The 26,075-nt window shown below is 72.9% G+C and carries 22 protein-coding genes, 2 pseudogenes and 1 riboswitch; of the genes and pseudogenes, 11 read left to right on the top strand and 13 right to left on the bottom strand.

Annotated features, from left to right (window positions below; genetic code table 11):
- Nucleotides 1-43: 43 nt before the first annotated feature.
- Nucleotides 44-232 carry a DUF1272 domain-containing protein gene (locus ACFZDC_RS15170; protein WP_391323861.1) on the bottom strand — a complete coding sequence of 63 codons (189 nt, stop codon included), beginning with the start codon at nucleotides 230-232 and terminating at the stop codon, nucleotides 44-46.
- A 566-nt stretch (nucleotides 233-798) separates the two neighbouring features.
- Nucleotides 799-948, bottom strand: a riboswitch (cyclic di-AMP (ydaO/yuaA leader).
- 283 nt (nucleotides 949-1,231) lie between these two features.
- Here ACFZDC_RS15170 and ACFZDC_RS15165 point away from each other — a divergent pair.
- Together ACFZDC_RS15165 and ACFZDC_RS15160 are read left to right on the top strand one after the other, a co-directional pair.
- Complete coding sequence (locus ACFZDC_RS15165) at nucleotides 1,232-1,522, top strand: SHOCT domain-containing protein (RefSeq protein ID WP_391323860.1); 291 nt, start codon at nucleotides 1,232-1,234, stop codon at nucleotides 1,520-1,522.
- A pseudogene (locus ACFZDC_RS15160) lies at nucleotides 1,519-1,936 on the top strand (ATP-binding cassette domain-containing protein); the annotation flags it as partial. The gene ACFZDC_RS15165 and the pseudogene ACFZDC_RS15160, both read left to right, overlap by 4 nt.
- A 183-nt stretch (nucleotides 1,937-2,119) precedes the next feature.
- On the opposite strand, the gene ACFZDC_RS15155 reads toward ACFZDC_RS15160, so the two are convergent.
- Together ACFZDC_RS15155 and ACFZDC_RS15150 are read right to left on the bottom strand one after the other, a co-directional pair.
- On the bottom strand, nucleotides 2,120-2,707 hold the full coding sequence (locus ACFZDC_RS15155) for an ATP-binding protein (protein WP_391323859.1): 588 nt from the start codon (nucleotides 2,705-2,707) through the stop codon (nucleotides 2,120-2,122).
- Nucleotides 2,708-2,911: 204 nt separating this feature from the next.
- Nucleotides 2,912-3,235, bottom strand: a complete 324-nt coding sequence (locus tag ACFZDC_RS15150; protein WP_391323858.1) for a hypothetical protein — start codon at nucleotides 3,233-3,235, stop codon at nucleotides 2,912-2,914.
- Between the two features lie 375 nt (nucleotides 3,236-3,610).
- Between ACFZDC_RS15150 and ACFZDC_RS15145 the strand changes: the two genes are divergently transcribed.
- Nucleotides 3,611-4,735: a pyridoxal-phosphate dependent enzyme gene (locus tag ACFZDC_RS15145; RefSeq protein ID WP_391323856.1), complete on the top strand. Its 1,125-nt coding sequence runs from the start codon at nucleotides 3,611-3,613 to the stop codon at nucleotides 4,733-4,735.
- A gap of 21 nt (nucleotides 4,736-4,756) precedes the next feature.
- On the opposite strand, the gene ACFZDC_RS15140 is transcribed toward ACFZDC_RS15145, so the two are convergent.
- The 3 genes from ACFZDC_RS15140 to ACFZDC_RS15130 form a co-directional block, all read right to left on the bottom strand.
- The gene (locus ACFZDC_RS15140; RefSeq protein WP_391324052.1) at nucleotides 4,757-5,713 is read right to left on the bottom strand and encodes an alpha/beta hydrolase fold domain-containing protein; all 957 of its coding nucleotides are present in this window, start codon (nucleotides 5,711-5,713) and stop codon (nucleotides 4,757-4,759) included.
- Nucleotides 5,714-5,889: 176 nt separating this feature from the next.
- Entirely contained in the window at nucleotides 5,890-6,354 is a 465-nt protein-coding gene (locus tag ACFZDC_RS15135) for an SRPBCC family protein (RefSeq protein WP_391323854.1), read from the bottom strand.
- A gap of 70 nt (nucleotides 6,355-6,424) precedes the next feature.
- Nucleotides 6,425-7,255, bottom strand: a complete 831-nt coding sequence (locus ACFZDC_RS15130; RefSeq protein WP_391323852.1) for a DeoR family transcriptional regulator — start codon at nucleotides 7,253-7,255, stop codon at nucleotides 6,425-6,427.
- Nucleotides 7,256-7,562: 307 nt separating this feature from the next.
- Here ACFZDC_RS15130 and ACFZDC_RS15125 point away from each other — a divergent pair, with 307 nt between their 5' ends.
- Nucleotides 7,563-9,884, top strand: coding sequence for a hypothetical protein (locus ACFZDC_RS15125; RefSeq protein WP_391323850.1), 2,322 nt, complete (start codon nucleotides 7,563-7,565; stop codon nucleotides 9,882-9,884).
- A gap of 13 nt (nucleotides 9,885-9,897) precedes the next feature.
- Here ACFZDC_RS15125 and ACFZDC_RS15120 read toward each other — a convergent pair whose 3' ends face one another.
- The 5 genes from ACFZDC_RS15120 to ACFZDC_RS15100 form a co-directional block, all read right to left on the bottom strand.
- A complete protein-coding gene (locus tag ACFZDC_RS15120; protein WP_391323848.1) occupies nucleotides 9,898-10,248 on the bottom strand; it encodes a VOC family protein in 351 nt (116 codons plus the stop codon).
- A 46-nt stretch (nucleotides 10,249-10,294) separates the two neighbouring features.
- Entirely contained in the window at nucleotides 10,295-12,733 is a 2,439-nt protein-coding gene (locus ACFZDC_RS15115) for a right-handed parallel beta-helix repeat-containing protein (RefSeq protein ID WP_391323846.1), read from the bottom strand.
- Nucleotides 12,734-12,842: 109 nt separating this feature from the next.
- Nucleotides 12,843-13,448, bottom strand: coding sequence for a hypothetical protein (locus tag ACFZDC_RS15110; protein WP_391323845.1), 606 nt, complete (start codon nucleotides 13,446-13,448; stop codon nucleotides 12,843-12,845).
- 279 nt (nucleotides 13,449-13,727) lie between these two features.
- On the bottom strand, nucleotides 13,728-14,552 hold the full coding sequence (locus ACFZDC_RS15105; RefSeq protein ID WP_391323842.1) for an MOSC N-terminal beta barrel domain-containing protein: 825 nt from the start codon (nucleotides 14,550-14,552) through the stop codon (nucleotides 13,728-13,730).
- Nucleotides 14,553-14,636: 84 nt separating this feature from the next.
- Nucleotides 14,637-15,083, bottom strand: a complete 447-nt coding sequence (locus ACFZDC_RS15100) for a DUF6643 family protein (protein WP_391323841.1) — start codon at nucleotides 15,081-15,083, stop codon at nucleotides 14,637-14,639.
- Nucleotides 15,084-15,356: 273 nt separating this feature from the next.
- Here ACFZDC_RS15100 and ACFZDC_RS15095 point away from each other — a divergent pair, with 273 nt between their 5' ends.
- The gene (locus ACFZDC_RS15095) at nucleotides 15,357-16,733 is read left to right on the top strand and encodes a TerD family protein (protein WP_391323839.1); all 1,377 of its coding nucleotides are present in this window, start codon (nucleotides 15,357-15,359) and stop codon (nucleotides 16,731-16,733) included.
- 5 nt (nucleotides 16,734-16,738) lie between these two features.
- Here the strand turns inward: ACFZDC_RS15095 and ACFZDC_RS15090 are convergent, their stop codons facing one another.
- On the bottom strand, nucleotides 16,739-17,914 hold the full coding sequence (locus tag ACFZDC_RS15090; protein ID WP_391323837.1) for a glycosyltransferase: 1,176 nt from the start codon (nucleotides 17,912-17,914) through the stop codon (nucleotides 16,739-16,741).
- 57 nt (nucleotides 17,915-17,971) lie between these two features.
- Between ACFZDC_RS15090 and ACFZDC_RS15085 the strand changes: the two genes are divergently transcribed.
- Both ACFZDC_RS15085 and ACFZDC_RS15080 read left to right on the top strand, forming a co-directional pair.
- A complete protein-coding gene (locus ACFZDC_RS15085) occupies nucleotides 17,972-18,766 on the top strand; it encodes an aspartate/glutamate racemase family protein (RefSeq protein ID WP_391323835.1) in 795 nt (264 codons plus the stop codon).
- A 93-nt stretch (nucleotides 18,767-18,859) separates the two neighbouring features.
- A complete protein-coding gene (locus tag ACFZDC_RS15080) occupies nucleotides 18,860-19,405 on the top strand; it encodes a hypothetical protein (protein ID WP_391323833.1) in 546 nt (181 codons plus the stop codon).
- A 323-nt stretch (nucleotides 19,406-19,728) separates the two neighbouring features.
- Here ACFZDC_RS15080 and ACFZDC_RS15075 read toward each other — a convergent pair.
- Nucleotides 19,729-20,693 (bottom strand): annotated as a pseudogene (locus ACFZDC_RS15075) (O-antigen ligase family protein).
- A gap of 303 nt (nucleotides 20,694-20,996) precedes the next feature.
- On the opposite strand from ACFZDC_RS15075, the gene lnt reads away from it, so the two are divergent.
- The 4 genes from lnt (at nucleotide 20,997) to ACFZDC_RS15055 (ending at nucleotide 26,058) form a co-directional block, all read left to right on the top strand.
- Nucleotides 20,997-22,607: an apolipoprotein N-acyltransferase gene (lnt, locus tag ACFZDC_RS15070; protein WP_391323830.1), complete on the top strand. Its 1,611-nt coding sequence runs from the start codon at nucleotides 20,997-20,999 to the stop codon at nucleotides 22,605-22,607.
- A gap of 66 nt (nucleotides 22,608-22,673) precedes the next feature.
- Nucleotides 22,674-23,153: an NUDIX domain-containing protein gene (locus ACFZDC_RS15065; RefSeq protein ID WP_391323829.1), complete on the top strand. Its 480-nt coding sequence runs from the start codon at nucleotides 22,674-22,676 to the stop codon at nucleotides 23,151-23,153.
- 54 nt (nucleotides 23,154-23,207) lie between these two features.
- The gene (locus ACFZDC_RS15060; protein WP_391323827.1) at nucleotides 23,208-24,029 is read left to right on the top strand and encodes a 3-hydroxybutyrate dehydrogenase; all 822 of its coding nucleotides are present in this window, start codon (nucleotides 23,208-23,210) and stop codon (nucleotides 24,027-24,029) included.
- A gap of 76 nt (nucleotides 24,030-24,105) precedes the next feature.
- The gene (locus ACFZDC_RS15055) at nucleotides 24,106-26,058 is read left to right on the top strand and encodes a GAF domain-containing protein (RefSeq protein WP_391323825.1); all 1,953 of its coding nucleotides are present in this window, start codon (nucleotides 24,106-24,108) and stop codon (nucleotides 26,056-26,058) included.
- The last annotated feature ends 17 nt before the right edge of the window (nucleotides 26,059-26,075 follow it).

Raw genomic sequence — 26,075 nt, 5'->3', positions numbered from 1 at the left:
CTGGTCAGTCGCCGGAGCGAGTCCGCCCCCGGCCCCACAAGGCCTACGCGCCACCTCCCGCGCGGCGCGGCCTGGCGACCAGTTCCCCACCGCAGTGGGGACAGACCTGCGCCATCGCCTCTCCGCACGCCAGGCAGAACGTGCACTCGTACGAACAGATGCGCACCGGACCGTCCGCCGGCAACTCGGTGGTCCCACAACGCTCGCACCGGTCACGCATCTCCAGAGCCATGGCCATCTCCTCTCCTCGGGTCGGGTACCGGTGGTCTCCGTCTCCCATCCTCCGGACAACGGCCGCCACCGAAACGGTCCCATGGGCCACAGAGCCACAGGACCGGGCCACGCCCGTCCACTCCAGTGGACCGCGAACACGGTGGCGCCATGGGCGGTGGACGACCCGTCGGGGCAGGCCGGCAGCCCGAAGTGGCGGGCCGCCGCCCCGCAGGCTCCGGGAAGCGGTTCAGCTGCCCGAGGATCACGTGACTACCGCCGAACCCGTTACCGACGACGTTCGCAAGACGTAGGGGGCGTGGCCTCGGGCTGCGGACATCCGCCGATGACAGCAGCCACCCAGGTGGTCCAGGTGGTGACCAGCCGTAAGAGATCGGAGCGACGATCTGTCGACAGCAGAGGCCACAGAAGCCAAGTAGGGCTCATCAGCAGGATCATGCAGATGAGGCCGGCAGCGCACAGGATGGCCGTCAACGCGGCTACTGCCCTGAGGGGCAGCCCAGGGAACGCGAGCATGTGGGCTTCTCCAAGTCTCATCGACACGTGTGGCTCACGTTGTTGACGGACTCGGCTTCTGGCGGGCGCCTGGCGGGTTAGCTGTCGGGCTCAGACGACTCTCGCCTTACGGCGACTTCTCCGCCTCCTGCGGCCTGTCGCCGACTCGCCCCGGGGGTGGTTGGGTCCCCGCTTCCGTTGAAGACAAGGTAAGACCTCGCCCCAGTGGGGCCTAGTCGGTACGGAAGCACAAGGAGCGCGTAAGGGCATGGGGCGGCGCGCAGCAGCAGGGATCCGTGAGCGTCCGGGGACAATCGGGGCTCTTCTCACCTCACAGGACATAGCAGTTACAGTCGGCTGGTCCGCAGGGAGCAGCTGTGCCGCCCGGGTGTACTCCCGGGGAGGTACGCGCACTGCCGCCGGCCGCGCGACGGCCCCGGCCCCCTGCCGGGGGGAGCCTCGTGCCATCAGCCGAAGACCCTGCCGACAAGGGAGACCGACCGACATGCAAACGCTGGCGAACTGGGACGGCGGACCCGGCCCGTGGATCCTGTTCCTCCCGCTGATCTGGGCGCTCGTCGTGATCGGCGCCGTCACTTTCCTGCGCCGCACCGTCCGGCGCGACCGCGGCGGCCCCTGGCGGGGGCCGGGCGGCGGCCGCCCGGCGGGCGACTCGCCGCTCGCGGTCCTCGGCCGCCGCTTCGCCTCCGGCGAGATCGACGAGGACGAGTACTGGCGCCGTCTCTCCGTCCTGGAGGAGCAGTTCGGTCGCATCGGCAAGGGCGGTGCCGCATGACCACGACGACCGCACTGTGTACGGCGGCCCGCGTGGTGGGCGCGGTGAAGGCGCACGGCGGTGGCGACACCGCCGTGCGCGCCCTGGACGGCGTGGACGTCGACTTCCCCGCCGGGCGCTTCACCGCGGTCCATGAGCCCCTCGGGCTCCGGCAAGTCCATCCTGACGCACTGCGCGGCCGGCCTCGACGCGCTCACCTCGGGCGCCGCCTTCATCGGTGACACCGGGCTGGGCGCGCTGGACGACCGCCGCCTGACCCCGCTCCGCCGCGACCGGGTCGGTTTCGTCTCCCGGGCGTTCCACCTGGTACCGACGCCGACGGTCGCGGAGAACATCACCCTGCCCCCGGACGTCGCCGGAAAGCGGGACGACCGGGAGGGGATCGACGCGCTCGTGGACGTCGTCGGGCTGCGCCCGGCAGGCTGGACACCGGCCGACCACGCGCCTTTGTCGGCACGACGCCACGCCGCCCCAGAGGGTGACCGGGCCACGTCCACCGCATGGCACGCCGCGGTGACAGCGCGGCGATATCGCGCACGGGCGGCGGGTCGCTGTGACCCACCGCCCGTGCGCCGTATCCACGAGGTCACCGCCCGGTCAGCCGGGGACGGCCGACCGGGCGGGAGCGGGCGCGGCGGCCGAGGCATGGGCCACCACAGGGGTCGGAGCGAGGGCGACCGGTGTCGGGGCCGGCTGTACCTCGGTGAGGCGGGGTGCCGGCTGCTGCTCGGCCGTGCGGCGGCGCGGGCGGGCCGGCTGCAGTCGCGCGGTGGAGGGCGCGGGCAGCGTGAACCACACGACCTTGCCGTTGTCGCCGTCCGGGCGTGCCCCCCAGCTCTCGCTCATCGCGGCCACCATGGCCAGACCTCGGCCACAGGTGGACAGCGGGGCGACGTCCGCCGCGTCGGCGACATCGGCCACCGCAGGGAGGCGCGGATCGTGGTCGCGCACCGAGACCGTGAGCCGGTCGAGCAGCAGTTCCAGTTCGACCGTGCACAACTTGTCCGGCCGGGCGTGCCGGTGGACGTTGCTGAGCAACTCGGTCACACCGAGCGCGGCCCGGTCTATCAACGGGTCCAGATGCCAGTAGCGCAACTGTGCAGATACGATTCTGCGGACCTGGCCGATCCGCGACGGCAGGGCTTGTAGCTCCACCGTGCAGTGCCTGCTTGGGTGACTGATCACGGCTGCGACTCCCCGATGTGAGGTCCGGAGGAACCGGAAGAACACGGAGAACAACGGATCCAGCAGGGTGCTTGCGTCCAAACGTCCGCCTGCTGTCGTGGCCGGCGGGCTGGTTCGCAGCGTTATCGCCGGTAAACCCAGAGTGACGTGAGACCAGCGTGACGCAGCGGATGCGCTCCCGCAACTCGCCGCGCCAGACGCAGGTCAGCCGCCGCGTCCCGCCGCCCGGCGCACCGCCTCGATGAACCGCCGTGCCGCGGGCGGCCCCGGCTCGCCGGGGGCGGGGTCGTGTTCACCCAGTGTCAGCAGGTACCGGTTGCCGTTGAGGTCCGCGAGCGCCCGGTCGTCCGGGGCGAACCACGGCTTGGAGGCGCGCACGGCCTGCACCGGCGCGCTGTCGATCTCACTGCCGTAACTGGTGAGCAACTCCAGCCTGCCGTCGCTGATCCGGACCTGGCCGGCCCGGGTGAGTGAACGCAGCCGTTTGCCGATCCGCACGCCCATGGCCGTGAACTCCGGCTCCGCCATCCCTCGCCGCCCCCTTTGCGTCGCTCGCCGGACCCCGGCCCGCATGGGTCCGCGTCCGGCCCGTGTCGGGTCGTACCGCCCGGGGTCGTACCGGTTCTGGTGACCCAGCGTGCGCCCCCGTTCGGGACGATCGTCCCGTCCGGTGCAGTCTGCCCCGGTGCGGGCGGGAGCACCAGTGCGCACGCGGCGTGTGCGACGGGCGCGCGGAGCACTCGCGACCATGCGCCCCCGTGTGCCTCGTACGGGTGTGCCCCAGCGTGTCTTTGGGTGGCTCAAAGATGCGTTTATGCAGGTGGGAAGTGGTGTGGAAGATGCTTATGCTCAAGGTGCCGGCCGCGCGGGTCGCCGTCGGCGCCCACCGTAAGGAGCCCCGCCGTGAGCACCACCCCACAGACCCGGACCGGCGCCACCCTCGACGTCGACCGCAGTGACGCCGCCTACCGCGACTGGCTGAAAGAAGCCGTCCGGAAGGTCCAGGCCGACGCCAACCGCTCGGCGGACACCCACCTGCTGCGCTTCCCGCTGCCCGAGCGGTGGGGCATCGACCTGTACCTGAAGGACGAGTCGACCCACCCCACCGGCAGCCTCAAACACCGCCTCGCCCGCTCCCTGTTCCTCTACGGCCTGTGCAATGGCTGGATTCGCCCGGGCCGCCCGGTGATCGAGGCGTCCAGCGGCTCGACGGCCGTCTCCGAGGCCTACTTCGCCAAGCTGATCGGCGTGCCCTTCATCGCCGTCATGCCGCGCACGACGAGCGCCGAGAAGTGCCGTCTGATCGAGTTCCACGGAGGTCAGTGCCACTTCGTGGACGACTCCCGGAAGATGTACGAGGAGTCCGCCCGCCTCGCGGTGGAGACCGGCGGACACTACATGGACCAGTTCACCTACGCCGAGCGGGCCACCGACTGGCGCGGCAACAACAACATCGCCGAATCGATCTTCCGGCAGCTGGAGTTGGAACGGTTCCCGGAGCCCGCCTGGATCGTCGCCACGGCCGGCACCGGCGGCACCTCGGCGACCCTCGCGCGCTACGTCCACTACATGCAGCACGACACCCGCATCTGCGTGGCCGACCCGGAGAACTCCTGTTTCTTCGAGGGCTGGACCACCGGCGATCCGGACGTCACCTGCGACTGCGGCTCCCGCATCGAGGGCATCGGCCGGCCGCGCGTGGAGCCGAGCTTCGTACCCGGCGCCGTCGACCGGATGATGAAGGTCCCGGACGCGGCCAGTGTGGCCGCCGTACGCGCCCTGGAGCGGGCCATCGGCCGCAAGGCGGGCGGTTCCACGGGCACCGGCCTGTGGAGCGCGCTGAAGATCGTCTCCGAGATGGTCGCCCAGGGCCGCACGGGCAGCGTCGTCACCCTGCTGTGCGACCCCGGGGACCGCTACCTCGACAAGTACTACTCGGACAGCTGGCTCGAGGAGCAGGGCCTGGACATCGCCCCGTACGCGACGGCGATCGAGTCCCTGCTGGCCACGGGCGTGTGGCGGGACTGAGCGGCCCCGGCCCTCCGCGTCCTAGCCCTCTTCCGTGCCGAGGGCCTTGCGCAGTGTCGCGCTGGCCTGGGCCACGGCCGCGCGGGTCGCGTTCGTGCCGCTGAGCGGGTTCAGCATCATGAAGTCGTGCGTGATCCCGTCGTAGCGGACCGTCGTGACGGGCACGCCCGCGGCCCGGAGCTTGGCCGCATAGGCCTCGCCCTCGTCGCGCAGCACGTCGGCCTCGTCGACGACCACGAACGCGGGCGGCAGTCCGGCCACCTGCTCCCGGCTCGCCCGCAGCGGGGAGACCGTGATCGCCGAGCGCTGGGAGGCGTCCGGCAGGTAGGCGTCCCAGAACCATTCCATCGCCTTGGCGGTGAGGAAGTAGCCCTGGGCGAACTGCTGGTAGGAGGGCGTGTCCCTCGCGGCGTCGGTGACGGGGTAGTAGAGCGACTGGTGGACGAAGCGGACGTCGCCGCGCTCCTTGGCCAGCAGGGCCAGGGCGGCGGCCATGTTCCCGCCGACCGAGTCCCCGGCCACCGCCAGCCGGGCGGAGTCCAGCCCGTGCTCGGCGCCGTGCTGGACGATCCACCGGGCGGTGGCGTATCCCTGCTCCAGGGCGACCGGGTACTGGGCCTCGGGCGAGCGCGTGTACTCGACGAAGACGATGGCGGCCCGGGCTCCCACGGCGAGTTCGCGCACCAGCCGGTCGTGGGTGCCCGCGTTGCCGAGGATCCAGCCGCCCCCGTGCATGTACAGCACCGCCGGCAGCGGCTGCGCCGCGCCCTGCGGTCGTACGATGCGCACCCGTACGTCGCCGACGTCGGCGGTCACGGTGATCCACTCCTCGTCGACGGGGAGCTTCTCGATCGGTTGCGCCTGGATGTCGTCGAGCACCTGGCGGGCCTTCTCCGCACCGATTTCGTACAGGAACGGCGGCTGGGAGGTGGCGTCGGCCAGTTCCTGGGAGGCCGGCTCCAGAACGACTTCGCCGATTGCGGGCTGGACGGTCATGAGCACATCCCTTGCGTTGGTCCGGATTGCCTACCCCTCACCAGCATGGGTCCGGCCCGCTGGACGCGCATCCGTGGCATGCGGGCAGGACACGGCCAAGCGGTCACCGTCCGTGCCGGTCACCGGGCCCGTGGAGCAGAAACGCGCGAGCGGGTCCGCTATCCGCACAGGTGCCGGTCCAGCGCCGTCACGGCGCCCCGGAACGCGCGGCCCACGCCCGGGCGGACGAGGCGGCACACGAGGCGGAACGCGGCCGTACCGTCGAGGGCGAAGGTCATCCGGATCCGGGTCCCGGCACCGGCCGGGGTGAGCCGCCACTCCTCGATCCATGCGCGGGCCCCGGGAGTGTTCGTCACGTCGACGCGGTAGGCGTACACCTCGGGTGCCTTCGCCACCAGCACCGACTCCTCGAAGCGGATCCCGCCCCGGAGCCGTACCTCGCGGCCGCCCTCGGTCGGCCGGGCCGACGAGACCGCCGAGAACCACCCCGGCCAGCCGGACACGTCCTCCGCGAGCGCCCGGAAGACCGCGTCCGGAGCGGCCGCGATGTCCCGGGTGAACACGAGCCGTACGGGGGCGGTCCCGACGAACTCGATGTCCACCGGGCGCAGGCGATGAGCCATGGCGGCGAACCCTCTCGTGACGTCCCTCGGAGAATCGGGGCGTTGCATCCGCAGCGTAACTGACGTCGCGTCAGATGTCCTCGTCGTCCTCCGGTTCGCCCGCCACCACGAGACGCCGCAGGTGCTCGGAGATTTCCGTGCGGGCCTCGGTGGGCAGGCCCGCGTCGGTGACCAGCGTGTCCACCTGCTCCAGCGCGGCGAACGAACTGAGGCCCACCGTGCCCCACTTGGTGTGGTCCGCCACCACCACGACCCGGCGCGCCGACTGCACGAGACGACGGTTGGTCTCGGCCTCCGCGAGGTTGGGGGTGGACAGGCCCGCCTCGACCGATATCCCGTGCACGCCGAGGAAGAGCAGGTCGAAGTGGAGGGCGGTGATCGACTGATCGGCCACCGGGCCCACGAGCGAGTCGGACGGGGTGCGCACCCCGCCCGTCAGCACCACCGTGGCCGCGCCCTGCCGCTGTCCCGAGGTGCGCTGCGCCGAGTGGAAGACGTCGGCGACCCGCACCGAGTTCGTCACCACGGTCAGGTCGGGCACCTCCAGCAGGTGCTGCGCGAGCGCGTAGGTCGTCGTACCGCCGGACAAGGCGATCGCCGTACCCGGGGTGACCAGCCGGGCCGCGGCTCGCGCGATGTCCTCCTTGGCGGTCAGCTCCAGCCCCGACTTGGCCTCGAAGCCCGGCTCGTGCGTGCTCGCCTCGACCACCGGGACCGCGCCGCCGTGCACCTTCTCCAGCACGCCCTGGCGGGCCAGCGCGTCGAGATCGCGGCGCACCGTCATGTCGGACACCCCGAGCTTGCGGGTCAGTTCGTTGACCCGGACGCCGCCCCGGCGCCGGACCTCGTCCAGGATCAGGGCGCGGCGCTGCTCCGCGAGGAGGTTCTGATTCTCGCTCACGTACGCTCCGGTCCCTTCGCCACAATCCGTCGTCCGACACGCCCGCCGCACCGGCTCCGACCTGGACGTTCCATCCGTCTTCGATGTGCGGGCGTCCCATCTTTTCACGGGAGGGCACCGGTTGCGCCACTACCTGTCACGACGCGCACATGCCATCCCGCGCATCACGGGCATCGCGCCTGCGGCCCGCCGTCACACGGATCGGGGAGATTCCGTGACGAGAGGTGTACGCCGGCCCGGAAACGGAGATCCTGATGCCCGCACGCACACAGGCCTTCGGACGCGTCACGGGGGAAGTGCGAGAACAGTGGAACGTGCGCAGGAACGCGTCGCCGGGCGGGACACGGACGGTCCCGCCCCGCGGCCCACGGAGCCGGGGACCGAGCTGGAACTCCTGGTGCACGGAGTCGGCGGCACCACCCCGGAGAAGATGCTCGGCGACCCGAGAACCGTCCGGATCACCGGCGACGACACGGCCGCGGTCTTCCGGCGCGCCGATCACACCGAGGACGCCCCGGGCGGACAGGAACCGGTGCGGGAGGCGTACGTCTGGTGCAACCTCACCTCCGGCGACGGCAGCCGTGCCTTGTGGCTGCTGTTACTGCCCTTCATGGTGGTCAACCTCGCCCACTGGATGCGTCCCGCCGCCCGCGGCCGCAGACGCACCGTCCGGTTCTACGGCCTCCTCGTGCGCCTGGCCGCCCTCACCCTCACGGTGCTGCTGGTGGCCGCGGCCTGCGAAGTCGCCCTCGACCTGGTGGCCTGGCAGTGCGCGGGCGTCACCGCCTGCGCCCGCCGCCACTCCTGGCTGGGCTTTCTCTCACCGGCCGCCTCGGGTGACGCCTGGTGGAGCCTGCCCGGCCGCCGGCTCGCCCTCGCCGCGTCGGTCCCGACCGCGCTCACCGCCCTGCTCTGGTACCTCTCGCACCGCACCTGGAGTGCGTACGAGTCCCACCGGCCGATGGCCCGCGACTCCGAGCCGGAAACCGACGGCAGCGCCCTCGCCCGGCCCGGCTTCTGGTACGGCCGCCGCCTGGTGGCCCGGCTGCGCGCGGCCCACACCGCCGCGGGCCTGCTCACCGTCGCCGCCGCCGTCGCCACGCCCGCGGCCCGCTTCGACCATCGCGCCGGCGGCCCCGCGGCCCTGGACGCCCTCAGCCGGCTCCTAGCCGCCGCCCTGCTCGGGTGCGCCGCCGCCGTGGTGGGCGTCGTCTGCAGTCGGGGCCGCAGCGAGAACCGCCTCGACCAGAAGCTCGACCGTCACCTCGTACGCCGCCTGCCCCTCGGCGCCCTCGGCCTGCTGTTGCTCACGCTGCTGTACGCCGGCTGGTCGCGACCCGGCTGGCGGTCCGCCGGGCGGCTGCCCGGGGACCCGGCGTTCGGCGCGCTCATGCTGGCCCAGGGCCTGCTCGTCGTCGTCCTCGCCGTCGTCGCCCACGACCTGTACCGCCGCCACCCGGACCCGCGCGCCGGGATGCGCGGTCTCGGCGGCCCGGCGGTCGCGCTGCTCGCCTGCGCGCTGGGCGGGGTGATGTCCGGCGGGCTCGCCCAGCGTGTCGCCGACTGGCTGGACGGCACCCGGGTCCTGCTCGACGGGCCACCGGTACTGCTGACCTGGCAGTCGTCCCTGATCCCAGCGCTGCTGCTGGTGCTCCTCGCCCTGGCCGGCGCACTGGCCCTGCGCACCGCTCGGCTCGCCCGCGCCGAACGCGAACGCGTACGCCACGAGCATCCCGGCGAGCCCGAGGACCCCTCCCGCACCCGCAGCATCGCGCACGCCCGGGCCATGGCCACGCTCACCGACCGGACACCGCTGATCGTCGCCGTACTCTCCGCCACCACCCTGTTCCTGGGCGCCGCCGCGCTTGCGGGCGCCCTGGCCACCGGCCAGACCCCCAAAGGCGCGGCCCGGCGGACGTACGACATCGTCCAGGCAATGGCCGAGACCTCGCAGGCGCTCGGCTCCTGGCTGGTCGGACTCGGCTTCCTGCTGTTCGTCACCTGGGGCAGGCGCGCCTACAAGGACGCCTCCGCCCGGCGCACCATCGGCATCCTGTGGGACGTCGGCACGTTCTGGCCGCGCGCCGCCCACCCCTTCGCCCCGCCCTGCTACGCCGAGCGTGCGGTGCCGGACCTGACCTGGCGGATGGCGACCTGGACCCGGCGCACCGGCGGCCGTCTGGTCCTCTCCGGCCACTCCCAGGGCAGCATCCTGGCCGCGGCCGCGGCCTGGCAACTGACGCCGTCCGTACGCAAGCGGGTCGCCCTGCTCACGTACGGCTCCCCGCTGGAGCGTCTGTACGGCCGCTGGTTCCCCGCGCACTTCGGCCCGCCGGCCCTGGCCGCCCTGCACCGGGACGTCGCCTGCTGGCGCAACCTCCACCGCGCCACCGATCCCATCGGCGGCCCGGTCCGCCTTCCCGGCGACTGCGGCCCGGAAGTGGACCACGTGCCCCTGAGGGATCCACTCGCCTACGGCCGCAGCCCCGAGCATCCCCTCCCGGCCCCGATCCTCGGCCACTCCGACTACCAGGCGGACCCCGCCTTCGCACGGGAGCGAGCCCGGCTGCTGGCCCGCCTGCACCCGGACCTCCCGGGGCAGCGCCCGGACGGCGGGACGCCCGTGTGACGCCGCCTACCGCCTACGCCGTGTGCTCGACGTACTCCAGGACGATGCCACCGGGGTGCCGCACGGTGGCGTTGCGGCCGGTGGGCACCTGGTTCGGACCGTCGATGATCTCGCCGCCGTGTTCGGCCACGATCTCCCGCAGCCCGTCGAGATCGTCGACGAGCACGGTGCTCTGAACACTCCGGAACGGCGCGAGCGCCTCCTCGCTGCCCGCGACGAGCAGGGAGCCACCCATGACGGCCACCTCCACTCCGGCGTGCGCGAACCGCGTCCGGGTGTCCTCACCCGTGAGGGCGCGCAGCGCGGGCAGCGCCTTGTCGAGGTCGTCCACGTACAGCCGGGCGAGCGTCGCCAGCACCTTCATCCGTGATCTCCAGGTCGTCCGTCGGGCGGAGGGAGAGCCGGCGGCCTCAGGGCAGTTCCGGCAGGTCCTCCGCGTACAGCAGGGTCAGGTCGTCGGTGCTGGGATCCTCCAGCTGGGCGACGCGGCTCGCATGCCGTTCCACCATCGCCTCGAAGGTCTGGCGTGCCGTACGGCCGTTGCCGAACGCGGCGCCCTTCGGGATCGCCGTGAAGTACTTCAGCAACGCCTCCGCAGCACCCGGCGCCAGCCGGTACTCGTGCTCGTCGGCCTGCTGCTCCACGATCCTGAGCAGCTCCTCGGGGCCGTAGTCACTGAAGGTGATGGTCCGGGAGAAGCGGGAGGCGACACCGGGGTTGACGGACAGGAAGCGTTCCATCTCGGCCGTGTATCCGGCGACGATCACCACCACCGCGTCCCGGTGGTCCTCCATCAGCTTCACCAGCGTGTCGATGGCCTCCTTCCCGAAGTCGCGCCCGGCGTCCTGCGGCGACAGCGCATAGGCCTCGTCGATGAACAGCACGCCTCCGCGCGCCCGTTCGAAGGCCTCCTGGGTGCGGATCGCGGTGGAGCCGATGTGCTCGCCGACCAGATCGACCCGGGACACCTCCACCAGGTGGCCCTTCTCCAGCACCCCGAGGGAGGCGAGGATCTCGCCGTACAGCCGGGCGACGGTCGTCTTGCCGGTGCCGGGGGAGCCGGTGAAGACCAGATGCCGCTTGACCGAGGCGGCCTTCAGACCCGCCTGCTGCCGACGGCGGCCCACCTCGATCATGTCCGTCAGCGCCCGCACCTCGTGCTTGACGCTCTCCAGGCCCACCAGTGCGTCCAGCTCACCGAGCACGGCCTTCGACGTCCGGGCCGGCTGGTCCGGCTCGGACGGAGTGATCAGCGGCTCCTGCTCCGTGGTGCGCTGCCCGGGGATCGAACCGAGCAGCCCGGGCGAGTGGGACACCGTCTGCACGGCCGTCTCGTGGACGGCCGGCGGCCTGAGGCTGCCGCTCTCGTCGCTGGTGCAGTCCTCCACGACCGGGCCCGTCCCGGCCCCCGCGTCCGGCCCGGGGTCCGCGAACTCGTAGCCGCCGCGCGCACACCGCTCCGTACGGCACTTCCTGAGCGTCGTACGGCAGCCGTCGATCACGTGGAAGCCGTAGCCGCCGCTGCCGGTGACCCGGCAGTTCAGGAAGCTGCCCCGGCCGCCGGCGGAGACGTAGAAGCCCGCCTCGGCGGGGGAGTCCACCGTGCACCGCTCGATGGTCGGGTCGGCTCCCTTGGTGACGATCACGCCGGTCTGGGTGCCGTCCATCGTGCAGTTGTTGAGCGTGCCGCCGCTGCCGTGGTCGCGGAACCAGGCGCCGGTGGCCGCCTCCCTGATCCGGCAGTCGTCGAGCTGCGCGGTGGCGCCGTCGCTCACCGACACGGCCGTGTTGCGCACCTGGGACAGGTCGCTGTCCACGACGTCCGCGCGCGAGCCGCGGTCCAGCACGAACAGCGCGTCCGGCACGTCGTGCACCCGGCAGGAGTCGAGCACCGCGGTGGCGCCGTCGCTCACCCACACCGCCGGGTAGTCGCCCGTGCTGTCGAAGATCTCGCACTGGTTGGCGTCCACCCGCGTGCCCGGGTCCCACACCGACAGGCCGTTGCGCCCGAACTGACGGACCGTCGTCCGGGTCAGCGTGAGCACCGAACGGGAACGCAGGTCGACCGCGTTCTCCGGGATGTCGTGGATCCGGCAGTCGGCGAGGGTGAGCACCGCGTCCGTGTCGAGCGTGACACCGTCGGCCGTGGTGCGGTGCACATCGCAGTCGGTCAGGTGTGCCGTGGCCCGCTGGGTGACCTGCACCCCGGAGCCCCGTACCTCGTACACCTCGCAACCGACCGCCTCCAGGGCGGAGTTCTCCCCGGTCGCGGACAGTCCGGTGCCGGAGGCGTGGTGCACGCGGCAGCGCTCCAGGCGGGGGTGGGCACCGCCGCGGACGGCCACGCCCGCCTGCCCGGCCGCCACCACCTCGCACTCCTCGAACACCCCGCCACCGCCGTCGAGGACGGCGATGCCGATGCCGGCCGGGTTGTCGACGGTGCAGCGTCGCACGGTCGGGCGCGCCCCGCCCCGTACCTCGATGCCCGCGGCGGACCGCGTGACGATCCGTACGTCCAGCAGCTCGGGCGTGCCCTCCTCCACCAACAGGGCGGGTGCCGCCGCGTCCTGGCCCTCCACGTGCAGGTCCTGGACCACGGCGGAGGCGCGGACGGTCAGCGGAACGCCGTCCGCGGGTGCGATCCGCACCGAGCCCGGCGAGCCCTCGGGGCCGCGCAGGGTCACGGCCCGCTGGACGACGAGGTTCTCCCGGTAGGTGCCGGGGGCGATGGTGAGGACGTCACCGTCGGCGGCGGCCTCCAGGGCGGCGGCGAGCGATGCGTACTCGCCCGTGCGGCGCCGCCACCGCGATGTACCGGTGTGCGTCACCTGGACCGTGCCCTGTGCCATGGCGTTGCTGTGCCCCCACCTCGTTGAACGCGGGTCGATGCCGAAAGCGAGTCGGCCGGTCCACCGTAGCGTGCGCGCGGGTGGTGGGTTGACCAGAGCCGCAAGGCCGTCAGCTGCCGGTGCCCGCCTTGCCCCAGTCCGGGCCCGCGCGGTCCCAGGCCTGGTCCCAACGCGCGTACCGGCGGCGGACCATGCGCCAGACGATCAGGCGCCGACCGCTCTCGACCAGGCCCGCGGTCAGCAGGGCCGCGCCGAACCCGGCGAGCACCGCGTGCGTCGTCGCGGTCGGTGAGTCCAGCGGGCGGGTCGTTATGCGGCCGTGCGGATCCGTCCAGAGCCTGAAGCGGTCTCCTCGGTGCGGAGACTTGAGGTTCGTCAGTGCCGGTCCGTGCTGCCGGGTGCCGTCCGGTGCCGTCCAGTCGGCGAGGACGCGGCTGCGGGCGTCGTGCGCGGCACTGGTGTCGGGGTCGGTCTCCGACGGGGCGCCGCCCAGTCTGCGGACCACGGTGGCCGTGACGAGGTGCCGGGAGTGCCGCTGCTCCCGCACCGTTTGTTGCAGGGAGTCCTGGGCCGCCGTGCCGACCAGGGAGCCGAGCACCGGCGCGGCCACGATGACCAGCACCAGTGCCACCAGGGCCACCCAGGCCTCGCTCAGATCGGTCGCGCGGCGCAGCGGATTGCGCCGCCAGCGCCAGAGGCCGCTGATTGCTCGCACGTCCCCCACCCCCTTCCGCTCCGTCATAGCCCCCGGCGGAGTCGCTCATCTCCGGCCCGGGCCAAGAGAGAGCGAGATCACCCCCGGCCGGGGTCTCTCACGGATTTCTCAGTCGTCCTCCCCAACGACCGGCACCCGTCGCCCGGTTCCCGGTCGTCGAGCCATTCCCCGACGCCGGTGCGCCGGGGCGGCCGTCGCCTTCCCGCCCGCGTCCGGATCGCCGCCCAGTGCCCTCACCTCCGGCCCGTCGTGCCGCTCGGACCGTGCCGTCCCCGCGTGCTACGTCAGGACCCGCACCGGGTCCCCGACCCGGATGGTGCCGGCCGCGAGGGGCACGAGGTTCTGGCCGAAGAGCAGCTTTTGGCCGACCCTCCGGTGCCGGGCCAGCGTGCGCAGGGGTTCACGGCCGCGTGCCGCGGTGTCCTGGTCGGTCGTGGTCACGACGCAGCGCCCGCAGGCCTTGGCGACCCGGAAGACCACCTCGCCGATGGAGATCCGCGTCCAGTGGTCCTCGGCCCATGCCTCGGTGCCCGCGACGACCACGTTCGGCCGGAAACGGTTCATGGGCAGCGGGCCCTCGCCGGCGTGAGCGCCTTGGGCTATGAGCGAGTTCAGGGCGTCGAGCGAGGCGACGGTGGTGACCAGCAGGGGGTAGCCGTCGGCGAAGCTCACCGTCTCCCCGGGGAGCGCGTGGTCCGGTTCGACGGGGCGGCGGGTGGCCGGATCGTCCATGTGGACCAGACGGACATCGGTGCCCAGATAGGCGGAACACCAGTCATGGGCCGCGTCGGAGGCCGGGACCGCCTCCACCTTCGTGCCGAAGATGTTCGCCGGCACCGTGGGGACGGACTCGGGAACGGGGACCGTCAGTTGCTGCCGTCCGGGTGCGGACAGACGAATGCCGCCGCCGGGCATCGGCTCGGCGGCGGCCAGTGCGAGGCGCGGCTGCTCGCGCTGCGTGACGACCTTTCCCCCGTCGTCGATGAGTGTCCAGCGCCGGTCTCCGGCCAGGCCCCAAGGCTCCACCACGGCTTCCTGGGGCGCGATGCCCCGGAACGCCTTGACCGGATGGACGTGGATCGACCGCAGTACTGAATTCCCCATGGGGCCATCGTGCCAGGCGGCACCGACAACCGGACGCCGGTCAGTAGCCGACCGGACGCCGGTCAGTAGCCGACCGGCCTCCGGTCAGTAGCCGCCGCGGTACTGCTGGTTGTTGTACGGGTCCTGGTAGGTGGCCGGTGCGGGCCGCGGCGCGGCGGGGCGCATGGCCTCGTACCCCGTGCCGCCCGTCATCGGGCGCGGCTGCTGCGGGGCCTGCGGCCCGGGATAACCGCGCGGTGCGCTCGCCTGCTGCGGGATGTACGCCGTGGGCGCCTGCTGCAGCGGGGCGGGCTGGTGGGCCTGGGGGTAGCCGTAGCCGTAGGCGGGGGCCTGCGGGGACGGGGCCGCCGGGAGGGCGGGGAGTGCCGAGGGCAGCGCGGGCAGGCTGCTGCCCGTGTCGTACGCGGCGGGGACCCGGATCGGGGCGATCTGCGGGGTGCCCCGCTCGGCCACGAGCGAGTCGTAGATCGGAGTGTCCGGGAAGGAGGCGGAGTAGTAGCCGCCGCCATAAGTGGAGCGGGGGGAGGTCATGGCACATAAGTTAAGCCCACGATGTGCTGGTTGGGGAGACCGATAAGAGGGTTGTTTTCCGTGTCCTCAGTGACTGGGGATCCCTAATCCGAGCGAACTCGGCAAAAAAGGACGTCGATCAACGGTTGGATCGTGTAAAAGGCGAGCTCCTGCGGGGTTACCGGCGGTTGACCGGCGATCTTCCTGAGCCGCTCAGGTGAGTTCGCCGGCCCCGGGAATAGGTTGTGCGGGTAGGGATGATCGGGGAGCCCGGGGACGTCCGGGCACCGAGAGATGGGGGCGGACATGTCAATGCCGAAAGGATCGAATGCGCCGGTGCCGACCACGGCCCTGCGCGTCGAATTGGGCTGGCGGTCGGGGCCCGGGGTGCCCGACGCGGACGCCTCGGCCCTGCTGCTGGCGGCCGGAAAGGTCCGCTCCGACGGGGACTTCGTCTTCTACAACCAGCCCGCGCACGCCTCCGGCGCGGTCCGTCACGAGGGCAAGCGAACGGCCGGGGATCACGTCACCGACACCCTTTTCGTCAACCTCGCGCGCGTGGAGAGCGGGATCGAGCGGATCGTCCTCGCGGCCTCGGCGGACGGCGGGACGTTCGGGCAGTTCCCGGGCCTCTACATCGAAGTGACCGACGGCGGCGGGGATGTGGTCGCCCGCTTCGACAGCTCCGGCGCGACCGTGGAGACGGCCTTCGTGCTCGGCGAGTTCTACCGCCGCCAGGGCGGCTGGAAGTTCCGCGCCGTCGGCCAGGGCTACAACAGCGGACTCGAAGGGTTGGCAACGGACTTCGGCATCACCGTCGACGAACCGCAGCACGCCCTGCCGCCTCTCACCCCCACCGCACCGCAGCACGCCGTACCGCCTCTCACCCCCACCGCACCGCAGCACGCCGTACCGCCTCTCACCCCCACCCCACCGTCACCCGCGCCCGCCGCCGCGCCGCCGGTCCCCCCTCCACTCACGATGCCGCCGCCGACCACCGCTCCCCTGCCGCCGCCCCCGGCAGCCCCGCCGGCCGCACCGGTGCGGCTCTCCAAGGTCACCCTCACCAAGGCGGCCCCCTCCGTCTCGCTGGCCAAGCAGGGCGGCACCTCTGGTGCCATGCGGGTCAACCTCAACTGGCAGTCGCGCAAGCGGTTCCCGGGCCGGGGCAGCCGTTGGGGCGCCGGTCCGGGGGACCTCGACCTCGACCTGTGCGCCCTGTACGAACTCGCCGACGGCCGCAAGGGCGTCGTACAGGCACTCGGCAACGCCTTCGGGTCCCTGCACCGGCCGCCGTACATCCACCTCGACGGCGACGACCGCACGGGCGCCGTGACGAGCGGTGAGAACCTCACCATCAATCTCGACCACAAGCAGGACTTCCGGCGCATCCTGGTCTTCGTCACCATCTACGAGGGCGCCGCCTCCTTCGCCGATCTGCACGCCACGGTCACCCTGAAGCCCCGGCACGGCGCCGAGATCGACTTCTCCCTGGACGAGTGCACGGTCCCCTCCACGGTGTGCGCACTCGCCCTGATCACCCACACCGGCGGCGACCTCGTCGTCCAGCGCGAGGCGCGGTACCTGGTGCCGGAGCGCGGGGTGAGCCCTCAGCGGACCGTGGATCGCGCCTACGGGTGGGGCATGAACTGGACGCCCGGGCGCAAGTAGCCGGCTCAGCCCTCGTCGGGCACGGCATCGGGACGCGCGTACGTGCGGCCCTTCCAGGACGCCCCGCGCCCCCGGCAGTGCTGCACGGCGGAGCCGACCGTCATGAGGAGGTAGAGAACCGCCGTGAACGGCAGCAGCGGTGCGAGCCACAGCGGCTGCCGGTAGTAGCGGAGCATCGGCATGTACGTCCCTGTCATCACCGCCCACGCCGCCGCGCCTGCGACCGTCGTCACCGTACTGCCGGCGACCGCGCCCGCCACCACGGCCGCGGGCGGCATCAGGTACACCAGGGCGAGCCCGGCGACCGTGCCGAGCAGCAGCAGCGGGTTGTGCCGCAGCTGGGCGTACGCGCTGCGCGAGACCATCCGCCACAAGTCGTGCAGCCGCGGGTAGGGACGCACGCTGTCCACCCGGTCCGCCAGGCCCAGCCAGATGTGACCGCCGGTGTCCTTCACCGCGCGCGCGAGCGCGACGTCGTCGATGACGGCGTGCCGGATGGCGTCCGGGATCCGCGCCTTGTCGGCCGTTTCCGCGCGCAGCAGGACACAGCCGCCCGCCGCTGCCGCCGTCCGTGATCCCCGCCGGCCGATCCACCGGAAGGGATACAGCTGCGCGAAGAAGTAGACGAACGCCGGCACCACGAGCCGTTCCCACAGGCTCTCCACCCTCAGCCGCGCCATCTGCGACACCACGTCGAAGTCCCCGGTACGGGCCGCCGCCACCAGCTCGCGCAGGCTGTCCGGCGCGTGCGCGATGTCGGCGTCCGTCAGGAGCAGATATTCGGGTGCCCGCGCGCGTGCGAGGCCGATGCCGTGCCGCACCGCCCACAGCTTGCCCGTCCAGCCCGCGGGCGGGTCGCCGGGGGAGCCCACCGTGAGCGGCAGCCCGCCGTGCCGCCGGGACAGCTCGCGGGCCAGCTCCCCGGTGCCGTCCGTGCTCCCGTCGTCCACGAGGAACACCTCCGCCCGGCCCGGATAGTCCTGCGCGAGCAGCGACGGCAGACTCGCGGGCAGTACGGCGGCCTCGTCACGGGCCGGGACCACGACACAGACGGACGGCCATTCCCCGGGATCCCTGCGCGGGGGGAGCCGGACGTCCGTGCGCCAGAAGAAGCCCTGGCACAACAGCAGCCAGCACCAGGCGGCGAGGGATACGACGGTGGTCCACACGATCGCGCTCACGGGCGCAGTCTGCCCCACCCGACCGGCCCGCAAGGTCCTATCGTCTATCGTGGCCGGGTGAAGATCGCGCTCATGGACTCCGGAATCGGTCTGCTGGCGGCCACCGCCGCGGTACGGCGCCTGCGGCCCGACGCGGATCTCGTCCTTTCGCTGGACCCCGACGGCATGCCCTGGGGGCCGCGCACGCCCGAGGACCTCACCCGGCGTGCCCTGGCCGTCGCCGAGGCCGCCGCCGCCCGGCGGCCCGACGCCCTGATCATCGGCTGCAACACCGCCACCGTGCACGCCCTGTCCGCCCTGCGCACCCGCCTGGAACCCGGCATCCCGGTGATCGGAACGGTCCCGGCGATCAAGCCGGCCGCGGCGGGCGGCGGCCCCGTCGCCATCTGGGCGACGCCGGCCACCACCGGCAGTCCTTACCAGCGCGGTCTCATCGAGGATTTCGCCGACGGCGTCCAGGTCACCGAGGTGCCTTGCTGGGGGCTCGCCGAGGCCGTAGAACACGCGGACGAGGCGGCCATCGACGCGGCGGTCGCCGCAGCGGCCGCGCTGACGCCGCAGGACGTAACGACCGTCGTCCTGGGCTGCACCCATTACGAGCTGGTGGCGGAACGTATCCGCGCCGCCGTCCAGCGGCCCGGCGCCGCCCCGCTCGTGCTGCACGGCTCTGCCGGGGCCGTGGCCGCCCAGGCCCTGCGCCGCCTCGGCGAACTGCCCGCCCCCGAGGCCCCGGCCGAGGGCACGCTGACGGTGCTGCTGAGCGGGCGCGAGGGCACGCTGCCCACGGCCGCGCTGCACTACGCCGAAGGCAGGCTGCTGCCCGCCGCCGGCCCGCTCGCCGACCGGCGCTGACCTGGGGCGCCCGCCGCTTCGCCTGGGCCGCCCGGAGCAGTCACCCTCCGCGAGCCGGTACTCGCGAAGCGAAACCTGAGTAACCTCGTAGACATGAGGGAGCACCGCCGCGCCGAGGACGCCTCGCACCCTGACGTCTGGACCGGACGCGCCACCAACCGGGTGCAGTGGTTGCTGGCGCTGGTCGGAGCGGCCTGCTTGGCGCTCGGCATCGACCTGGCCGTGGACTCGGCCTGGACCTCGGGCATCGCCCCGCTGGCGATGTCGGTCGTGGGCTGCATCGCGGCCGGCCTGCTGGTCCTGTTCGGCACGCTCGCCTTCGTGCACGTCGACCTCAAGCTCGACAAGGAGTGCCTCGAGGTCCGCTGCGGTCACATCGGCGTGCCACGTCGCCGCATCCCGCTCTCCGAGGTCGTCGGCGCCGACTTCACGCCGGTTGTCACGCCGCGCCACTGGGGCGGCTGGGGTTATCGCTGGCGCCCCGAGAAGGGGACCGCGGTCGTCGTGCGGCGTGGCGAGGGCATCGTGCTGCGCCTGTGGGACGGCCACACCTTCACGATCACCGTGGACAACGCGGAGTCGGCGGTCCGGGTCATCAGGGCCCGGCTGCGGACGATCACCTCTGGCACCGCCAACTGACACGGTCAGGTGCCACGCCGGACGCCGGGAAGAACTGAGCGTGCCCGACGCGACGCTCCACAAGAGTCCCGCCGCCGCCTCGGCAACCGAACCGGTACGGGGTCCGTGTCCCCGGGTGTCGCGCTCTGGCGACCGGAGCGGTACGGGGTCCGCATCCCCGGACGCCGCGCCCTGGCGACCGGAGCGGTACGGGGTCCGCGTCCCCGGACGCCGCGACCCCGAGCTGCGTCGGAAGCCCTCACCTCCGACCGGGAACGCCCCGAGCCCGTCGCTCCCTCGCACGCTCCTGACACCGAGGTCCCGGCAGGCGCCGGAGCGTCTCCCTACGGCTCCGTGCTGTCGCGGGTCAACGGTCGCGCCGTCGCCCACCCCGCCAGCAGCCCCGCGCCCGCCGTCACCGTGGCGAAGCTCAGCGCGTTGCCGACCGAGGCGATCACGGCCAGCGCGGTCAGGGCAGCGCCCGCGGTGAGGGCGATCGGAGTGGAGCGCGGGGTGCGCCACAGGGCCCACAGGGCCCAGCCGAACGCCGCGGCCAGCAGGAGCACGCCGACGAGGCCCTGTTCGGCCGCCTGCTGGAGCGGGGCCGAGTGCGGTCTGCCGTCGGCCGTCGGTCCCCGCGGCGGCGTACCGCTCGGCTCGCCGAAGAGGCCGGGGCCGACGCCGAGGGCGGTGTTCCGGTCGGCCAGCCGCAGGGCGTCCTGCCACAGCTGGACCCGGTGCGGCGCCAACCGGCTCCCCAGCGCCTCGGTGAGGCCGCCGGGCAGCGTGCCCGCGGCGACCGCCCAGATCGTGGCCGCCACCGCAGCCGCCGCGAGCGCCAGACCCGCGATGGCGGGGCCCCGGTGACGCATCACGCCCGCAGCGAGCGAGCACGACAGTACGGCGGCACTCGCCGCACAGCCGGCGGTCGAGCCCACGGCGGCCCCGGCCAGGGCGATCGTGACGGCGAGCAGCCGCAGCCCGAGCCGCAGCGCGGGTCCGCGCGCGGCCCAGGCGGCACAGCACGCCGCGCCGGTGGCAAGCGCCAAAAGGGCGGCGACGGCACCGTCGTGCCCGAGTGGGGCGGCGTACCGGGGGCCGGGGGAGAGGTCCGGCATCGCCACAGCCAAAACGAGGCCGGCCGACGCGCCGGCGCAGGGCGCGGCCACCGGAAGCAGCGCGCCGGAGATCCGGCCCGCGGCGTAACCGGCGGCCACGGCGAGCACCGCGAGAACACCCCTTCGGGGCGCCCCTCGTGAGCCGCCGCCGTGACCAGCGACCATGCGGCGCAGGCTCCCAGCAGCATCATGCCCGCCCCGTCAGAAACGTTTCGTCTGACGCTGTAGGCGTCCGCTCCGTCCGTACCGGTCACGGACCCAGTCCCCGTCGACCCCACCCGTCGCCCCTCGCACCCCGGTCCCCCGACCTGTGGCAGTCCCCGGCCGCGCGCTGGGAAAGGCCGCACCGCTGAGGCTGGACACACCGTAACGGCTGATGCCCGACTTGTGGACGAGTCGCGCAGGAACGTCGTGCTTCCGGCGCGGTCCGGTGCGGGCAGCGCCCGTTCAGCCCGCGCTGTCGGCATCAACGTCAGCCGCCGTACACTCCCCGGGTGACCGTCACCGCAACTTCCGTGGACCAGTCCGACCGGCTCCAGCCGACCGCCGCGCCGTCTGCGCGTGGTCGACGGCTTCTGCGTCTGGTCCCGGCCGTCGCCTCCGCGCTCTGCGGAGTGCTGCTCTACGTCAGCTTCCCGCCGCGCCCCCTGTGGTGGCTGGCGCTGCCCGCTTTCGCGGGCTTCGCCTGGGTGCTGCGCGGCCGCACCTGGAAGGCGGCTCTGGGCCTCGGCTACCTGTTCGGGCTCGGCTTCCTGTTGCCGCTGCTGGTGTGGACCGGTGTGGAGGTCGGTCCCGGTCCCTGGCTCGCGCTGGTCGCCATCGAGGCGGTCTTCGTCGCCCTCGTCGGCGTGGGCACAGCCGCCGTGTCCAAGCTGCCGGCCTGGCCGGTGTGGGCGGCCGCCGTCTGGATCGCCGGAGAAGCGGTACGCGCGCGCGTGCCGTTCCGTGGCTTCCCCTGGGGCAAGATCGCCTTCGGCCAGGCGGACGGTGTCTTCCTGCCGCTCGCCGCGGTGGGCGGCACCCCGGTGCTCGGCTTCGCGGTCGTCCTGTGCGGGTTCGGCCTGTACGAGGCGGGGCGCCTGATCGCCGAGCGGCGCCGCACGCGGGTCCTCCGGCGCGGGGCCGCGGCCGCCGCACTGCTGAGCCTCGCCGTGCCGGTGGCGGGAGCGGTCGCCGCCCGGCCGCTGGTGACCGACAAGGCCGAGGACGGCACCGCGACGGTCGCGGTCATCCAGGGCAACGTGCCGCGCTCCGGCCTCGAGTTCAGCGCACAGCGCCGGGCCGTCCTCGACCATCACGTGCGCGAGACCCTCAAACTCGCCGCCGACATCAAGGCGGGCAGGGCCGCCAAGCCCGACTACGTGCTGTGGCCGGAGAACTCCTCCGACATCGATCCCTTCACCAACCCCGACGCGGCCGCCGTCATCAATGGCGCCGCCCAGGCGGTCGGGGTGCCGGTCTCGGTCGGCGGGGTGGTCGAGAAGGACGGCAGGCTGCTCAACGAGCAGATCCTGTGGGACCCGGTCAAGGGACCGACCCAGACCTACGACAAGCGGCAGGTGCAGCCGTTCGGCGAGTACCTCCCGCTGCGCGGGCTCGTCGGCGCGATCAACAAGAACTGGACCAGCATGGTCCGCCAGGACTTCAGCCGGGGCAGCGAGCCGGGCGTGTTCGACATCGACGGCGCCAGGGTCGGCCTCGCGACCTGCTACGAGGCCGCGTTCGACTGGGCCGTGCGGGACACCGTCACACACGGCGCGGAGATGATCTCCGTGCCGAGCAACAACGCCACCTTCGACCGCAGCGAGATGACCTATCAGCAGCTCGCCATGTCCCGCATCCGCGCCGTCGAGCACAGCCGGACCGTGACCGTGCCGGTCACCAGCGGCGTCAGCGCGGTCATCATGCCGGACGGGAAGATCACCCAGAAGACCGGCATGTTCGTGCCCGCCTACCTCGTCCAGAAGGTGCCGCTGCGCACCTCGAAGACGCCCGCCACCGAGCTGGGCATCCTGCCGGAGATGGTCCTGGTGCTGGTCGCAGCGGGCGGTCTGGGCTGGGCGATCGGATCAGGGTTGCGCGGGCGGCGAGTCGGCGGCGCGTAGCGGTAGGACCGTCGTACGCCCCCTGAACAGGCATGGAGCCATGGGCCGACCCATTAGGGTCGGCCCATGGCTACTCCTGATTTCATCCGCACGCTCCGGGCTTCCGCGGGTCACCAGCGGCTGTGGCTCCCGGGGGTCACCGCGATCGTCTTCGACGACGAGGGCAGAGTGCTCCTGAACCGGCGGTCCGACACACGCAAGTGGTCGGTGCTCGGCGGCATCCCGGAGCCGGGCGAGCAGCCCGCGGCCTGCGCCGTGCGGGAGGTCTTCGAGGAGGCGGCGGTGCACTGCGTCGCCGAGCGGGTCGTCCTCGTCCAGGCCCTGGAGCCGGTCACCTATGCCAACCAGGACATCTGCCAGTACATGGACATCACCTTCCGCTGCCGTGCCGTGGGCGGCGAGGCGCGGGTCAACGACGACGAGTCGCTGGAGGTGGGCTGGTTCGCGGTGGACGCCCTGCCCGATCTGAACCAGTTCGGGCTGTTCCGGATCAAGCAGGCCATGTCCGAGGCACCCACATGGTTTGACCCTATGAGTCTTGGCTGAAGTATGGGTGATCACCACATGTGGTGATGGGTGGGTTCCGCTTAGGGTCGAACCATGACCTCGTCCAGCCCGCTGCCCGGGTCCCACCCTCCTGCCCGACCTTCCTCCCTCGACCTCGGCGGCCGCACCGCCCTCGTCACCGGCGCCGCCGGCGGCATCGGCCGCGCCTGCGCGCTGCGGCTCGCCGCCGCCGGGGCCGAGGTGAGAGCCGTCGACCGGGACGCGGCGGGCCTGGCCGAGCTGGCGGAACTCGCCAAGCGGGCCGGGGATCTCGCGGGCACGGTCGAGCCCCACGTCCTGGACCTCACCGACCTCGACGCGGCCGAGCGCGCCGCCGCCGGCACCGACGTCCTGGTCAACAATGCCGGACTGCAACTGGTGCGCCCGCTGGAGGAGTTTCCGCCCGAGGTCTTCCACACCGTGCTGACCGTCATGCTGGAGGCGCCCTTCCGGCTCATCCGCGGCGCCCTCCCGCACATGTACGCCCAGGACTGGGGCCGGATCGTGAATGTCTCCTCCGTCCACGGACTGCGCGCCTCGGCCTTCAAGGCCGCCTATGTGGCCGCCAAACACGGCCTCGAAGGCCTCTCCAAGACGGCCGCCCTGGAGGGCGCCCCTCACGGGGTGACCTCCAACTGCGTGAACCCGGCCTATGTGCGCACCCCCCTGGTGGAGAAGCAGATCGCCGACCAGGCCCAGGCGCACGGCATCCCCGAAGAGCGCGTCCTGTCCGAGATCCTGCTGAAGGACAGCGCCGTCCAGCGGCTCATCGAACCGGAGGAGGTCGCCGAGGCCGTGGCGTACCTGTGCAGCCCGCAGGCGTCCTTCGTCACCGGCACCTCGCTGGTGCTCGACGGCGGATGGACGGCCCACTGAGCGGCCCGGCCGCGCCTGCCCCGGGAGTTTTCCACAGGCCCGACGGGCCGGGCGCCCGATGCGGAATCCTGTGACCATGTCTCGCGATCACGTCCAGTCAGCCGGGCGCCCCGCCACCGGGGGCACCGCTGGCGTGTCCGACGGCGGCGCGGAGGCCCCGTACCTCGAACTGCTGGCCCGTGACGCCTCAGTGGAGGCCTACGAGCAGCCGGTGCTGCTCGCCCGCGCCGAGGGCGCCCCGGCCGACCGGATCGCCGCGCTGGAGCGCGCCAAGCTCCTCGCTCTGCGGGTGCGTTCCGAACTGGAAGGGCGCCGGCGCCGCGAGGCGGAACTGTCGGCGCTCTTCGAGACCGCCCACGACCTGGCCGGACTCAGGGACCTGGACGCCGTCCTCCAGGCGATCGTGCAGCGGGCCCGCTCCCTGCTCGGCACGGACATCGCCTACCTCAGCCTCAACGACCCGGCCCGGGGCGACACCTACATGCGGGTGACGGAGGGCTCCGTCTCCGCCCGCTTCCAGCAACTGCGGCTGGGCATGGGCGAGGGGCTCGGCGGACTGGTCGCCCAGACCGCGCGGCCGTACGTCACCGACGACTACTTCAAGGACGCCCGCTTCCAGCACACCCTCACCATCGACGCGGGCGTCCGCGACGAGGGCCTGGTCGCCATCCTCGGCGTGCCACTGATGCTCGGCCCGCACGTCATCGGTGTCCTCTTCGCCGCGGACCGGCGGGCCCGCGTCTTCGAACGCGAGCAGATCGCCCTGCTCGGCTCCTTCGCCGCGCTCGCCGCGGCCGCCATCGACACCGCCAACCTGCTCACCGAGACCCGCTCGGCCCTGGCCGGACTGGAGCACGCCAACGAGATCATCCAGGACCGCAGTGCCGTCATCGAGCGCGCCTCCGACGTGCACGACCGGCTCGCCGAACTCGTCCTGCGTGGCGGCGGAGTGCACGACGTGGCCGCAGCCGTCTCCCAAGTCCTCGACGGCACGGTGGAGTTCGCCGAGGCCGGTACGGCGCCCGGAGAGGCGCTGGAGGCCTCCCGCGCCGAGGGGCACGCGGTGCGGCACGGCGGCGACTGGATCGCCGCGGTGGCTGCGGGCGGCGAACTCCTCGGCGCACTGGTGCTGCGTGGCCACCCGGGCCTTGACCCGGTGGACCAGCGCACGCTGGAGCGCGCGGCCATGGTCACCTCGCTGCTCCTGCTGGCCCGCCGCTCCGCCGCCGAGGCCGAGCAACGCGTACGGGGCGAGCTGCTGGACGACCTCCTGGACGCCCGCGACCGGGATCCGCGCCTGCTGCGCGAACGCGCCACCCGCCTGCGCGCCGACCTGGACGCCACTCACGTCGTCCTGGCGGCCCGCCTGGACGGCCCGGCGCCCGACGCCGACGAGGAAGCCGTCGCCCGCCGCCGCCTCTGGTCCGCCGCCTCTCACCTGGCCGCCACCCGGCAGGGCCTGGCCGCCGCCCGCGACGGTGGCACGGTCCTGCTGCTCCCGCTCACCACCGGCGACACCGCCACGGACATGGCCCGCCGCACCGCACGCCACCTGGGCACGGCCGTCCACCAGCCCGTCACCGTCGGCGCCTCCGCCCCCGTCACCGACCTCGCCACCCACCCCGACACGGTGGCCGCCGCCTACGCCGAGGGCCGCCGTTGCCTGGACGCGCTGCACCTTCTGGGCCGTCCCGGAGACGGCGCGGCGGCCGAGGACTTCGGCTTCCTCGGCCTGCTCCTCGCGGGCGAGCGGGACATCAGCGGCTTCGTCGACCGCACCATCGGCCCGGTGGTGACGTACGACGAGCGCCGCGGTACGGAGCTGCTGTGCACTCTGGAGGCGTACTTCGCCTGCGGGATGAGTCCGGCTCGTACCAAGGACGCACTTCATGTGCACGTGAACACGGTCGCCCAGCGACTGGAACGCGTGGGCCGCCTGCTGGGCGGGGACTGGCAGACCCCCGCCCGCGCCCTGGAGATCCAACTGGCCCTGCGCCTGCACCGGTTGGCGGCACCGGAACGGCACTGACCGGCCCCCGCACGAGG

This window comes from Streptomyces sp. NPDC007905, assembly GCF_042959345.1.
In the GTDB taxonomy this organism is placed as follows: Bacteria; Actinomycetota; Actinomycetes; order Streptomycetales; family Streptomycetaceae; genus Streptomyces.
Note: the sequence above shows the minus strand (reverse complement) of the source record. Positions and strands in the feature narration are given on the sequence as shown.